The sequence below is a fragment of the Pseudomonas sp. PSPC2-3 genome (assembly GCF_049898265.1).
Classification (GTDB): domain Bacteria; phylum Pseudomonadota; class Gammaproteobacteria; order Pseudomonadales; family Pseudomonadaceae; genus Aquipseudomonas; species Aquipseudomonas veronii.
Genome location: NZ_JAFCXJ010000013.1, coordinates 112,550 through 125,177, shown reverse-complemented (window position 1 = coordinate 125,177; position 12,628 = coordinate 112,550). Strand labels below are relative to the sequence as shown.

10 protein-coding genes are annotated in these 12,628 nt (G+C 63.4%); 7 read left to right on the top strand and 3 right to left on the bottom strand.

Features of this window, described 5'->3' with window-relative positions:
- Nucleotides 1-20 precede the first annotated feature (20 nt).
- From ACP7E3_RS27800 to ACP7E3_RS27770, 7 genes are all read left to right on the top strand, one after another.
- The gene (locus tag ACP7E3_RS27800) at nucleotides 21-1,214 is read left to right on the top strand and encodes an SfnB family sulfur acquisition oxidoreductase (protein ID WP_057005860.1); all 1,194 of its coding nucleotides are present in this window, start codon (nucleotides 21-23) and stop codon (nucleotides 1,212-1,214) included.
- On the top strand, nucleotides 1,215-2,576 hold the full coding sequence (locus ACP7E3_RS27795) for an LLM class flavin-dependent oxidoreductase (protein WP_177030239.1): 1,362 nt from the start codon (nucleotides 1,215-1,217) through the stop codon (nucleotides 2,574-2,576).
- 110 nt (nucleotides 2,577-2,686) lie between these two features.
- Nucleotides 2,687-3,496, top strand: a complete 810-nt coding sequence (locus ACP7E3_RS27790; protein ID WP_046385063.1) for a MetQ/NlpA family ABC transporter substrate-binding protein — start codon at nucleotides 2,687-2,689, stop codon at nucleotides 3,494-3,496.
- Nucleotides 3,497-3,498: 2 nt separating this feature from the next.
- Nucleotides 3,499-4,614, top strand: a complete 1,116-nt coding sequence (locus ACP7E3_RS27785; RefSeq protein ID WP_426125039.1) for a methionine ABC transporter ATP-binding protein — start codon at nucleotides 3,499-3,501, stop codon at nucleotides 4,612-4,614.
- Nucleotides 4,604-5,248, top strand: a complete 645-nt coding sequence (locus tag ACP7E3_RS27780) for a methionine ABC transporter permease (RefSeq protein WP_010214125.1) — start codon at nucleotides 4,604-4,606, stop codon at nucleotides 5,246-5,248. Before ACP7E3_RS27785 ends, ACP7E3_RS27780 begins: the two co-directional genes overlap by 11 nt.
- Before the next feature lie 99 nt (nucleotides 5,249-5,347).
- Nucleotides 5,348-5,545, top strand: coding sequence for a hypothetical protein (locus ACP7E3_RS27775; RefSeq protein ID WP_201021711.1), 198 nt, complete (start codon nucleotides 5,348-5,350; stop codon nucleotides 5,543-5,545).
- A 1,022-nt stretch (nucleotides 5,546-6,567) separates the two neighbouring features.
- Nucleotides 6,568-7,194, top strand: coding sequence for a class I SAM-dependent methyltransferase (locus ACP7E3_RS27770; RefSeq protein WP_017848597.1), 627 nt, complete (start codon nucleotides 6,568-6,570; stop codon nucleotides 7,192-7,194).
- 118 nt (nucleotides 7,195-7,312) lie between these two features.
- On the opposite strand, the gene ACP7E3_RS27765 is transcribed toward ACP7E3_RS27770, so the two are convergent.
- The 3 genes from ACP7E3_RS27765 to ACP7E3_RS27755 are packed head-to-tail and all read right to left on the bottom strand — an operon-like array spanning nucleotide 7,313 to nucleotide 12,545.
- Nucleotides 7,313-10,378: an efflux RND transporter permease subunit gene (locus ACP7E3_RS27765; protein ID WP_426125035.1), complete on the bottom strand. Its 3,066-nt coding sequence runs from the start codon at nucleotides 10,376-10,378 to the stop codon at nucleotides 7,313-7,315.
- Nucleotides 10,375-11,445, bottom strand: a complete 1,071-nt coding sequence (locus tag ACP7E3_RS27760) for an efflux RND transporter periplasmic adaptor subunit (RefSeq protein ID WP_057005863.1) — start codon at nucleotides 11,443-11,445, stop codon at nucleotides 10,375-10,377. The genes ACP7E3_RS27765 and ACP7E3_RS27760 overlap by 4 nt, the downstream gene beginning before the upstream one ends.
- On the bottom strand, nucleotides 11,442-12,545 hold the full coding sequence (locus ACP7E3_RS27755) for an efflux RND transporter periplasmic adaptor subunit (protein ID WP_126587724.1): 1,104 nt from the start codon (nucleotides 12,543-12,545) through the stop codon (nucleotides 11,442-11,444). Before ACP7E3_RS27755 ends, ACP7E3_RS27760 begins: the two co-directional genes overlap by 4 nt.
- Between the last annotated feature and the right edge of the window lie 83 nt (nucleotides 12,546-12,628).

Sequence of the window (12,628 nt, the reverse complement as noted above, 5' to 3'; positions counted from 1 at the left end):
CGCGCTTCTGGAGAACACCGATGACTTTATCTACCCACGTCGCGCTCATCACCAGCGACGAACAAGCCCTGATTGTCGCCAGCGACCTGGCTGAAGACCTGCGCCGCGACAGCGCCCAGCGCGACCGCGAGCGCCGCCTGCCGCTGCCCGAACTGGACGTATTTTCGCGCTCCGGCCTGTGGGGCATCAGCGTGCCGAAAGCCTATGGCGGCGCTGGCGTGTCCAACGTCACCCTGGCCAAGGTCATCGCGCTGATCGCCCAGGCCGACGCCTCGCTGGGCCAGATCCCGCAAAACCATTTCTACGCCCTCGAAGTGCTGCGCGTGAACGGCAGCCCCGCGCAGCAACAACGCCTGTACGCCGAGGTGCTGGCCGGCCAGCGCTTCGGCAACGCCCTGGCGGAACTGGGCACCAAGACCGCCCACGACCGCGTGACCCGCCTCACCCGCGACGGCGACGGTTTTCGGATCAACGGCCGCAAGTTCTACGCCACCGGCGCGATCTACGCGCAACGTATCCCGACCTCCGTGGTGGACGAAAACGGCATCCAGCACCTGGCCTTCGTGCCCCGCGACAGCGCGGGCCTGACGGTGATCGACGACTGGAGCGGCTTCGGCCAGCGCACCACCGGCAGCGGTTCGGTGGTGTTCGACAACGTGCGGGTCGCAGCGCACGACGTGCTCCCGTTCCAGAGCGCCTTCGAACGCCCGACCACCGTCGGCCCGCTGGCGCAGATCCTCCACGCCGCCATCGACACCGGCATCGCCCGCGCCGCCTTCGAGGACGCGCTGCACTTTGTACGCACCAAGACCCGCCCGTGGATCGACTCCGGCAGCGACAAGGCCAGCGAAGACCCACTGACGCTGAAGAGCTTCGGCCACTTGAGCATTCGCCTGCACGCCGCCGAAGCCTTGCTGGAGCGCGCGGGCGAGTTTCTCGACCGCGCCCAGGCCGACAGCCACGCCGAGACCGTGGCCGCCGCCTCGATCGCGGTCGCCGAAGCACGCGCCCTGAGTACCGAAATTTCCCTGGCGGCCGGCAGCACCCTGTTCGAACTGGCCGGCAGCCAGGCGACCCTGGCCGAGCACGGCCTCGATCGCCACTGGCGCAACGCCCGCGTGCATACCCTGCACGACCCGGTGCGCTGGAAGTACCACGCCGTGGGTAATTACTACCTCAACGATGAAAAACCGCCACTGCGGGGGACCATCTGAATGGCGAAGAAAAAAATCCTGCTCAATGCCTTCAACATGAACTGCATCGGGCATATCAATCACGGCTTGTGGACGCACCCGCGGGACACGTCCACCCAGTACAAAACCCTCGAGTATTGGACCGACCTGGCGCGAACCCTGGAGCGCGGGCTGTTCGACGGGTTGTTCATTGCCGATATCGTCGGCGTCTACGACGTGTACCAGGACGCCATCGACGTGCCGCTCAAAGAGTCGATCCAACTGCCGGTCAACGACCCGTTGCTGCTGCTCTCGGCCATGGCCGCCGTGACCCAACACCTCGGTTTCGGCCTGACCGCCAACCTGACCTACGAGCCGCCGTATCTGTTCGCCCGGCGCATGTCCACGCTCGACCACCTGAGCCGTGGTCGGGTCGGCTGGAACATCGTCACCGGCTACCTCGACAGCGCCGCCAAGGCCATGGGCCTGACCGAACAGGTCGAACATGATCGGCGATATGACCAGGCCGACGAGTATCTGCAGGTGCTGTACAAACTCTGGGAAGGCAGCTGGGAAGACGACGCCGTGCTCAACGATCCGCAGGCGCGGGTGTATGCGCAGCCGGGCAAGGTGCACAAAGTCGAGCACCACGGTGAGTTCTACCAGGTGGAGGGTTATCACCTGTGCGAACCGTCGCCGCAACGCACACCGCTGCTGTTCCAGGCTGGCACTTCGGCGCGTGGCCTGGTGTTCGCCGGACGGCATGCCGAGTGCGTGTTCATCAGCGGGCGGGACAAGGCCAGCACCCGGCTCCAGGTGGACAAGGTGCGCGCCAGCGCGGTGGCGGCCGGGCGCAACCCGCACGACATCAAGGTGTTCATGGGCCTCAATGTGATCGTCGGCGCCACTGAGGAACTGGCCTGGGCCAAGCATGCCGAGTACCTGAGCTATGCCAGCGCGGAAGCCGGCGTGGCGCATTTTTCGGCGTCCACGGCGATCGATTTTTCCCAGTACGCCCTCGACGAACCGATCCAGTACGTGAAGAGCAACGCGATCCAGTCCGCCACCCAGCACCTGCAGAACAACGATTGGACCCGCCGCAAATTGCTCGAGCAGCACGCCCTCGGCGGGCGCTACATCACCGTGGTCGGCTCGCCCGAGCAAGTGGCGGACGAGCTGGAATCCTGGGTCGCTGAAACCGGGCTGGATGGCTTCAACCTCACGCGCATCGTCACCCCGGAAAGCTATGTGGACTTCATCGACCTGGTGGTGCCGGAGTTGCAGCGGCGTGGGTCGTACAAGACCGCTTACGACACTGGAACGCTGCGGGAAAAAGTCTTCCACGGCGGCGCCCGCTTACCCGAACAACACACCGGCTCCACCTACCGCCACGGCCCCCTGTAGGAGCGAGCTCGCTCGCGAAGATCGTCAACGATAACGCGGGGCCCCTGATACCCCGCAGCGCCCTCAAGTTTTTCGCGAGCAAGCTCGCTCCTACACATTGGAAACTACCTATGAAAAAGACCCTGTTGTCCCACCCAGTCAAAGCCCTGGCCCTGGCCTTCGGGTTGTTCAGTTCGACGCTGTTCGCCGCCGACGCGCCGCTGAAAGTCGGCACCACCGCGGCCTTCGCGATTCCCCTGGAAGCCGCCGTGGCCGAGGCCGGCAAGCAAGGCTTGAACGTCGAGCTGGTGGAGTTCACCGACTGGATCGCGCCCAACGTCAGCCTGGCCGCCGGCGATATCGACGTGAACTACTTCCAGCACATCCCCTTCCTGGAAAACGCCAAGGCCGCCGCCGGGTTTGATCTGGTACCGTATGCGCCGGGCATCATCAACAACGTCGGGCTGTATTCGAAAAAATACAAAAGCTTCAACGACCTGCCCCAAGGCGCCAGCGTGGCGATTGCCAACGACCCGATCAACAGCGGGCGCGGCCTGCAACTGCTGGCCAAGGCGGGGCTGATCACGCTCAAGCCGGGCGTGGGTTACAAGGCCACCGAAGAAGACATCATCGCCAACCCGAAGCAGCTCAAGATCCTGCAAGTCGAGGCCGTGCAGTTGGTGCGCGCCTATGACGATGCGGATCTGGTGCAGGGTTATCCGGCGTATATCCGCCTGTCCAAGACCTTCGATGCCGAGTCGGCGCTGCTGTTCGACGGCCTCGACCACCCGGAATACGTGATCCAGTTCGTGATCCAGCCGAAAGCCAAAACCGACCCGCGGGTGATCAAGTTCGTCGACATCTACCAGCACTCGCCGGTGGTGCGCGCCGCCCTGGATAAATCCCTCGGCAAGCTCTACCAAGTCGGCTGGGAAGGTTGAACATGACGGCCGCCAACATCCAACTGCGCGACCTGGGCACACCACCCAGGAACGCCGAGCAGACTGAACTGCATCCGCACCTCAACCGCGCCCATGTGCGTTTTATCAACCTGGGCAAGACCTACGACGGCACGGTACACGCGCTGCAAGGCATCGACCTGGCCATCCAGCGCGGCGAAGTGTTCGGCATCATTGGCCGCAGCGGCGCCGGCAAGTCGTCGCTGATCCGCACCATCAACCGCCTGGAACAGCCCAGCAGCGGGCGCGTGCTGATCGATCAGGTCGACATCGGCGCGTTCGACGAAGACCGCCTGGTGGCGCTGCGGCGGCGCATCGGCATGATCTTCCAGCACTTCAACCTGATGTCGGCCAAGACCGTGTGGCAGAACGTCGAGTTGCCGCTCAAAGTCGCCGGCGTCCCCAAGTTGCAGCGCGAGCAGAAGGTGCGTGAACTGCTGGAGCTGGTGGGCCTGAAGGACAAGCACAAGGCCTACCCGGCGCAACTCTCCGGCGGGCAGAAACAGCGCGTGGGCATCGCCCGTTCGCTGGTCCACGACCCAGAGATTCTGCTGTGCGACGAGGCCACCTCGGCCCTCGACCCGGAGACCACCCAATCGATCCTCGGCCTGCTGCGCGAGATCAACCAACGGCTGGGCCTGACCATCGTGTTGATCACCCATGAGATGGCGGTGATTCGCGAGATCTGCGACCGCGTGGTGGTGCTCGAACACGGGCGCATCGTCGAGCAAGGCCCGGTGTGGGAAGTGTTTGGCAACCCGCGGCACGAGGTCAGCCGAACCCTGCTGGCGCCGCTGCAACACGGCCTGGCGGAAGAACTGCAAAGCCGCCTGCAACCCACGCCGGCCTCGGCTGACGCCGCGCTGGTACTGCGCTTGCAGTTCACCGGCAGCGCCACCGATGAACCCGACCTGGCCGCGCTGTTCGGCGCCCTCGGCGGGCGCGTGCGCTTGCTGCAAGGCGGCGTGGAACGGATTCAGGGGCATGCCCTGGGGCAATTGCTGCTGGCGGTGAACGGCTCACCCCATGACGCCGACACACTGCGCAGCCGCGCCGGGCATTGGGCACAACAGGTGGAGGTGTTGGGTTATGTGGTTTGATCGTTTAGTGCAGGGCGCCATCGACACGCTGTTGATGGTCGGCGTGTCGTCGCTGATCGCGTTGCTGGTGGGGATTCCGCTGGCGGTGTTCCTGGTCACCAGCGACAAGGGCGGCATCTACCAGGCTCCGGCGCTGAACCGGGTGCTGGGGGCGTTCGTCAATCTGTTCCGCTCGATTCCGTTTCTGATCCTGATGGTGGCGCTGATCCCGTTCACCCGGCTGATCGTCGGCACCACCTACGGCGTGTGGGCGGCGGTAGTGCCGCTGACCATCGCCGCGACGCCGTTCTTTGCGCGCATCGCCGAAGTGAGCCTGCGCGAAGTCGACCACGGCTTGATCGAAGCCGCACAAGCCATGGGCTGCCGGCGCTGGCACATCATCTGGCACGTACTGTTGCCCGAAGCGCTACCGGGGATTGTCGGCGGGTTCACCATCACCCTGGTGACCATGATCAACTCGTCAGCCATGGCTGGGGCGATTGGTGCAGGTGGGTTGGGGGATATTGCCTACCGCTATGGTTATCAGCGCTTTGATACGCAGATCATGCTCACGGTGATTGTGCTGCTGGTGCTGCTGGTGGCGGTGATTCAGCTGGGCGGAGACCGCTTGGCGCGGGGGCTGAACAAGCGCTGAGCACTCGTTTGTACCTGTCAAGGTTGACAGTTGTTGGAGGGGGTTTTCGCGGGTTTAATCGGCTCGACACTGTCTGCGACGGATCAGGGAGCGAATACCATGTCCACTATAACCACCTGCGCCAGGTGCGCCACGCTGGTGTTGGCGCTGGCCGCCGTCACGCTTGGCGATGCAGCGGCAATTCCGCTTCACGGGCAATATTCAACAACTACCGTTAACAACTCCTTCACGTTCAACAAAGGAGGGATCTTTAACTGGAGTAATAATGTGTTTACACAGAAGCTCCAATACAAATAGACACTGACTGACATGTAGTGTGAGTGGACTTCCACCCTCACCCTTACTCATCACTGTGATTAATTCACAAAGCGCGGGGGCTGAACACGCGCTGAGCACTCGTTTGGACCTGTCAAGGTTGACAGTTGTTGGAGGGGGTTTATGCAGCTTTAATCGGCTCGACACCGTCTGCGACGAATCAGGGAGCGAATACCATGTCTACTATAACCACCTGCGCCAGGTGCGCGACGCTGGTGTTGGCGCTGGCTGCCGTCACGCTTGGCGAGGCAGCGGCAACTCCGCTTCACGGGCAATATTCAACAACTACCGTTAACAACTCCTTCGCATTCAACAAAGGAGCGATCTTTAACTGGAAAGCTAGCACTTTCTATAGATCGCTTGTCCAATACTGACGTTACTTCAGGGCACGCCTTTACGCGCATGAACCATATCGCCACGGGCCTCGACGGTCACGGCCTGGTAATACAAGCCCCCTCCCACATTTTCAACTGCCCTGCTTCGGTTCGCGAATCTTGTACCAAGCCACATACAGCGTCAGCAGCATGGCGATGATGACCCCGTCAATCATCGCGTAGGCCATCGTTGGGTCGGGATCGGTTGGCGCGCTGAGCACTCGTTTGGACCTGTCAAGGTTGACAGTTGTTGGAGGGGGGTTATGCAGGTTTAATCGGCTCGACACCGTTTGCGACGAATCAAGGAGCGAATACCATGTCTACTATAACCACCTGCGCCAGGTGCGCGACGCTGGTGTTGGCGCTGGCCGCCGTCACGCTTGGCGATGCAGCGGCAACTCCGCTTCACCGGCAAAATTCAACAACTACCGTTAACAACATCCCCCAACCCAAATACAGTTACATCTTGATGACCTCTTTACGGAGTCTACAAATCCTATCCAATGAGTCGTACTACTCCGTAAATTTCACTGATTAATTCAAGCGCAGTCATCGAATGAAGAGCCGTCTCAGGGGGCAGTCAACTGGACATGGGATATAGTCAGCACTTCACCTCCAAAGCGCCTCCCCATGAAACTCGCCCCCGACGACCTCAACCAGATCACCGCCACCACCCTCGACCACTACAACAGCGTGGCCGAGGACTTCCGTGAAGGCACCCGCGATCACGATGTGAGCCAGAACATCGACGCGCTGCTGCGGCATATCCAGGGCGCGGCGCCGTTTACCGTGCTGGACTTCGGCTGCGGGCCGGGGCGGGATTTGCAGACCTTTACGCGCATGGGGCATATCGCCGTGGGCCTCGACGGCTCCGAGCGCTTTGCGCAGATGGCGCGCGAAGACAGCGGCTGCGAGGTGCTGCAGCAGGACTTCCTGAAGCTGGACCTACCCAACGCACGCTTCGACGGGATCTTTGCCAATGCGGTGCTGTTTCACATTCCCAGGCAGGAACTGCCGCGTGTGCTCAAGCAGCTGCATGGCGCGCTGAAACCGGGCGGGGTGTTGTTCAGTTCCAACCCACGCGGTGACAACCGCGAAGGCTGGAATGGGCCGCGATATGGGTCTTATCACGACTTGGAAGCGTGGCAATCGTTGCTGACCGCCGCCGGTTTTGTGGAACTGGAGCACTACTATCGCCCAGCCGGACTACCCCGCGAGCAGCAGCCCTGGTTGGCCAGCGTCTGGCGCAAAACCTGAATAACCGCCTGACGATACATTCCAAATGTGGGAGGGGGCTTGCTCGGGATAGCGCTGGGTCAGTCAAAGTTGCGCCAACTGAAGCACCGCTATCCGGAGCAAGCCGCCTCCCACATTTTTAACCGCGCTCTTCCTGATGTTCCGGCTTCGGCTCGCGAATCTTGTACCAGGCCACATACAGCGCCGGCAGGAACAACAGCGTCAGCAGCGTGGCAATGATGATCCCGCCGATCATCGCGTAGGCCATCGGCCCCCAGAACACTTCCCGCGCAATCGGGATCATGCCCAGGCTCGCCGCAGCCGCCGTCAGCAGGATCGGCCGGCGCCGGTGTTCGGTGGCTTGCACCACCGCATCCCACGGCGTGTAGCCGGCCAGTTCATATTCCTCGATTTGCGTCACCAGGATCACCGAGTTGCGGATGATGATGCCGATCAGCGCCAGAATGCCAAGGATCGCCACGAAGCCCATGGGCGTGCCGGTGGGGACCAGCGCCAGCACCACGCCGATCAGCCCCAGCGGCGCGACGCTGGCCACCAGGAACATCTTCTGCACGCTGTGCAGTTGGATCATCAGGAAGGTCGCCATCAAAAACAGCATCAACGGCACCACGCTGGCAATCGGGCCCTGGGCCTTGCTGCTTTCTTCCACGGTGCCGCCGGTGGCGACCTTGTAGCCCACCGGCAGGCCGGCGTTGAACGCATCGATCTCGGGCTTGAGCTGTTTGACCAGATCGGTCGGCTGCATCGCGTCGCGCACCGCCACCTTGAGGGTGATGGTCGGCTTGCGGTCGCGGCGCCACACCAGCGGCTGTTCCAGCTCATAACGCACGGTGGCGAAGGCCAGCAGCGGAATCGAGACGCCGTTGGGCGTGACGATCTGCAGGTTCTGCAAGGTTTCCGGCGTGCCGCGCTCGGCATCTTCGGCGCGGCCGACCACGTCGATCAGGTAGATATCGTCATGCACCTGAGTCACCGACGCGCCGCTGACCACGCTGTTCATCAACTGCGCCACGTCTTCGGAAGACAAGCCCAACTGCCGCGCCTTGTCCTGGGCAATCTCGATGCGCAGGACTTTGCCCGGTTCGTTCCAGTCGTAAATGATCTCGCCCAGGTGGCGGTTCTTGTCCAGCAAGGTCGCCAGTTCGATGGCGTGCTTGCGCACCTGGTCAGTGTCTTTGCCGGAAACGCGGTACTGGATCGGCCGCCCCACCGGCGGCCCCATCTCCAGCGGCTGCACAAAGCTGCCGACGCCGACGAAATCCTCACGCAGGCGTTTTTGCAGGCGCGCGATCAATTCGCCGCGCGCCTTCACGCCCTTGCTGACGATTACCAACTGCGCGTAGTAGGGGTTTTCCAGTTGTTGGTCGAGGGGCAGGTAGAAACGGATCGCGCCCTGGCCGATGTAAGTGCTCCAGCGCTCGATATCCGGGTCGTCCTTGATGATCGCTTCGAGGCGGTCGACGGCTTTGCGGGTTTCGTTGATCGAGGCGTTTTGCGGCAGGTTGAGGTCGACGAGGATCTCCGGGCGGTCCGACGACGGGAAGAACTGGTTCTGCACAAACTGCATGGAAAACACCGACGCCGCGAACAGCGCCACGGTGATGCCGATGGCCCACCAGCGGTTGCGCATGGCCCACAGCATGCCGCCATTGAAAGCGCGGCCGATTCGCCCCGGTTCGGCACTGTGGGGTTTCACGTTGGCGCTGAGGATATGCACGCCGATCACCGGCGCAAACAGCACCGCCACCACCCACGACACCAACATCGCCACGGCAATCACCGCGAACAGGGTGAAGGTGTACTCGCCCGCCGAACTGGCGTTGAGGCCGATCGGCACAAACCCGGCCACGGTCACCAGGGTGCCGGTGAGCATCGGGAACGCGGTGGAGGTGTAGGCGTAGGTCGCCGCCTGCGCCTTGGTTTCGCCTTTTTCCAGGCGCGTGATCATCATCTCCACGGTGATCATCGCGTCGTCCACCAGCAAGCCGAGCGCGATGATCAGCGCCCCCAGGGACACGCGCTGCATGGTGATGCCGGTGTATTCCATGAACACGAACACCAGCGCCAGCACCAGCGGGATCGAGCACGCCACCACCAGCCCGGCACGCAGGCCGAGGCTGATAAAGCTCACCACCAGCACGATGATCACCGCTTCGAACAGCGCGCTGGTAAAACCGCCGACGGCCTCTTGCACCACTTCCGCCTGGTCGGAGACCTTGTAGACGCCGACGCCCACCGGCAGGTCGGCGGTCAGTTCGTCCATGCGCGTGTGCAGGGCCTCGCCGAACGACTGGATATTGCCGCCCTTCTGCATCGCGATCGCCAAACCGATCGCCGGCTTGCCGTTGAAACGGAACATTGGCGTCGCCGGGTCAACGTAGCCACGGCTGATGTCGGCGACATCCGCCAGGCGATAGAAGCGGTCGTTAAGGCGCAGGTTGACGTTGGCCAGGTCTTTTTCCGAGGCGAACTGCCCGGACGTCCGCACGGAAATGCGCTCCGGCCCGGCTTCGATCACCCCGGCCGGGGTCACTGCGTTCTGCGCCTGCAGGCTCTGCACCACCTGGCGTTGGTCGATCCCCAGGGCCGCGAGTTTGCGCGTGGAGAAATTCAGGTAAATCACTTCGTCCTGCTGGCCGATCAGCTCGACCTTGCCCAGGCCCGGCACCGCACGGATCTCGGCGCGCGCCTGCTCCACGTAGTCGCGCAGCTGGCGCATCGACAGGCCGTCGCCGGTAAAGGCGTACACCGAGCCGAACACGTCACCGAACTCATCGTTGAACGACGGCCCCTGCAAGCCCTGGGGGAAGCTGCCGCGAATATCGTCGATCTTCTTGCGCACCTGGTACCAGATCTCGGGGATCGCCTTGGCGCTGGTGGTGTCCTTGAGGTACACGAACACCGTGGACTCACCGGGCCGGGTGTAGCTGTTCACGTAGTCGAGGGCGTCGAGTTCCTCGAGTTTTTTCTCGATGCGGTCGGTCACCTGTTTGAGCGTTTCTTCCTGGGTCGCGCCCGGCCAGCGGGTCTGGATCACCATGGTTTTGATGGTGAACGAAGGGTCTTCCTCGCGGCCCAGGTTCTTGTAGGAAAACACGCCCATCAGCAGCGCGACGAACATCAGGTACCAGACGAAGGACTGATGCTTGAGGGCCCATTCGGATAAGTTGAAACTCCCTTTCATCGCGGGCTGTCCTCGTCGATCTTGACTGTTTGCCCCGGTTGCAGGCTGTTCACACCGGCGACGATGATGCGCTCACCGGGCTTGACCCCACCGTTGAGCAAAACGCTGTCGGCGTCACGACTGAGCACCGTGACTTCACGCGGCTGCACGGTCCGGCTTTGGGTGTCCAGCAACCAGATCCGCGTTTTGCCGCCGATTTGCTGCAAGGCGCTCAACGGCAGTTCGATGCGCGGTGGGATGGCCGAGCTCAAGGTCACGCTGATCGCCGTACCCAGCAGAAAAGCCGCCGGCGTGTCGGCCAGGGTCAGGCGCGCGCGACGGGTGCGCGTGGCGCTCTGGGCCTGGGGTTCGATTTCGCGCACGGTGGCGGTGGTGTTCACGCTGGGGTCGAGTTGCCCGGCGACGAGGAACACCACATCGGGCGGCAGACGCTCGGCGAGGCCGGCGGGCAGGTCGATCACCGCCTCCTTGATGTCCGGGCGCGCCAGGGTCACCACTTGCTGGCCCGCGCTGACCACCTGGCCGGCCTCGGCGTTCCAGGCGGTAACGATGCCGCCATGGTCGGTACGCAATCGGGCGTAGTTGAGCTGGTCCTTGGCCTGGTTGACCGAGGCCTGCGCCTGGTCGAGGCTGGCCTGGGTGGTTTTCAGGTCGGTCTGGGCCACGTCCAACTGGGCCTGGGCGCCGACGCCACGGTTGAACAACGCCTGCTGGCGACGGGCGCTGGCCTGGGCGTTGATGAACTGCGCCTGCACGCGGGCGAGGTCACCTTGGACCGCGCGCAGTTGGTTCTGCTGGTCGGTGGGGTCGAGTACGGCAAGTACCGCGCCCTTCTCCACCTCGGCGCCGACATCCACAGTGCGGTGGGCGATGCGCCCGGGCACGCGGAACCCCAGGTTGCTTTCGTAGCGCGCCTGGATGGTGCCGGCGAAACGGCCGAGGGTTTCCTGGTCTTCGGCTTTCACTTCCATGGACAACACCGGGCGCACGGGCTCGGGTGGCGGGTCGTTCTTGGAGCAGGCCAGCAGCAACAGGCTGGCGGCGAGCAGGCCGGTCAGGCGCATCATGGTTGCACTCCTTGGGCCTGGGCCGAGTCGGGCGGCTGGGCGACTTCGACGCGCATGCCGGGGTGCAGCAATTGCCCGCCGGCCACCACGACTTTTTCACCGCCCTGCAGACCGTCGCTGATGATCACCTTGCCGGTGAGGTAACGCGCCACACTGACCTTGCGCAGCTGCGCCAGGCCGTCGCCATCCACCAGCCACACGGCGGGGTCGCTGAGGTCTTTGGTCAGCGCCGACCATGGCAGCTCGATGCTGGGCTTGGCCGGGCCGTTGGCGGTAGCGCTGACCACCGAGCCCAGATGCATGCCCGCGGGCAGGGCCTCCAGAGCGATTTTGACTTGCACCGTGCCGGTATTGGCAGCGACGGCCGGGGTAACTTCGCGGACGTGGCCCTGGACCTTGATACTGGGGTTATCCAACAGGCTCACCGTGATCGGCGCATCGGCCGGCGGTTCCACCAGCAACGACTCGTACACGTCGAATACCGCGTCGCGCTCGCCCTCGCGGGCCAGGCTGAAGATCGGCACGGTGGCCTGCACCACCTGGCCCACTTCAGCCTGGCGCGCAGTAATCACCCCGGGGGCCTCGGCGAACAGCGCGGTGTAGCCCAGTTGCTCGCGGGCATTGGCCAGTTGCGCCTGGGCGGCGGCCAGGGCGCTTTGGCTGCTGCGCAACGCGGCCTGGGCAGTGTCGTATTCGCTGCGGCTGGTGTAGCCCTTGGGCAGGAGTTTTTCCTGGCGCACGAACGCGGCGGCGGTCTGCTTGACCCGCGCCTGCTCGGCCACGACCTGGGCCTGGGCGGAGTCGACATTGCTCTGCAAGTCCTTGGGGTCGAGCTTGGCCAGCACTTGCTTGGCGCTGACATGGTCGCCCACATCGACCATGCGCTGAATGATCTTGCCCCCCACGCGAAAAGACAGATCGGTTTGCACCCGCGCCTGGATATCGCCGGTCAGCGTAACGGCCACCGCGTAGTCCGTCGGCTGCACGGCCTGCACGAACACCCGCGCATGCTGCTTGGGCTCGGCTTTTTCCTGGCCGCAGCCGCTCAGCAGCGCCAACAGGCCAAGTGCGAAAATAACTGTCGAAGGGTGACCGCCCATGCAGGCTCCTTTACGTGATGCCAACTTGCCGGAGTGTAGGCGACTACGACCTTTTAGCAGGGTTCCATGTGCATGGATGGCGC

Bases quoted from the DNA above. Each gene is read 5' to 3' on its own strand.
- ACP7E3_RS27800 (WP_057005860.1), top strand. From the start codon at position 21: ATGACTTTATCTACCCACGTCGCGCTCATCACCAGCGACGAACAAGCC.
- ACP7E3_RS27795 (WP_177030239.1), top strand. From the start codon at position 1,215: ATGGCGAAGAAAAAAATCCTGCTCAATGCCTTCAACATGAACTGCATC.
- ACP7E3_RS27790 (WP_046385063.1), top strand. From the start codon at position 2,687: ATGAAAAAGACCCTGTTGTCCCACCCAGTCAAAGCCCTGGCCCTGGCC.
- ACP7E3_RS27785 (WP_426125039.1), top strand. From the start codon at position 3,499: ATGACGGCCGCCAACATCCAACTGCGCGACCTGGGCACACCACCCAGG.
- ACP7E3_RS27780 (WP_010214125.1), top strand. From the start codon at position 4,604: ATGTGGTTTGATCGTTTAGTGCAGGGCGCCATCGACACGCTGTTGATG.
- ACP7E3_RS27775 (WP_201021711.1), top strand. From the start codon at position 5,348: ATGTCCACTATAACCACCTGCGCCAGGTGCGCCACGCTGGTGTTGGCG.
- ACP7E3_RS27770 (WP_017848597.1), top strand. From the start codon at position 6,568: ATGAAACTCGCCCCCGACGACCTCAACCAGATCACCGCCACCACCCTC.
- ACP7E3_RS27765 (WP_426125035.1), bottom strand. From the start codon at position 10,378: ATGAAAGGGAGTTTCAACTTATCCGAATGGGCCCTCAAGCATCAGTCC.
- ACP7E3_RS27760 (WP_057005863.1), bottom strand. From the start codon at position 11,445: ATGATGCGCCTGACCGGCCTGCTCGCCGCCAGCCTGTTGCTGCTGGCC.
- ACP7E3_RS27755 (WP_126587724.1), bottom strand. From the start codon at position 12,545: ATGGGCGGTCACCCTTCGACAGTTATTTTCGCACTTGGCCTGTTGGCG.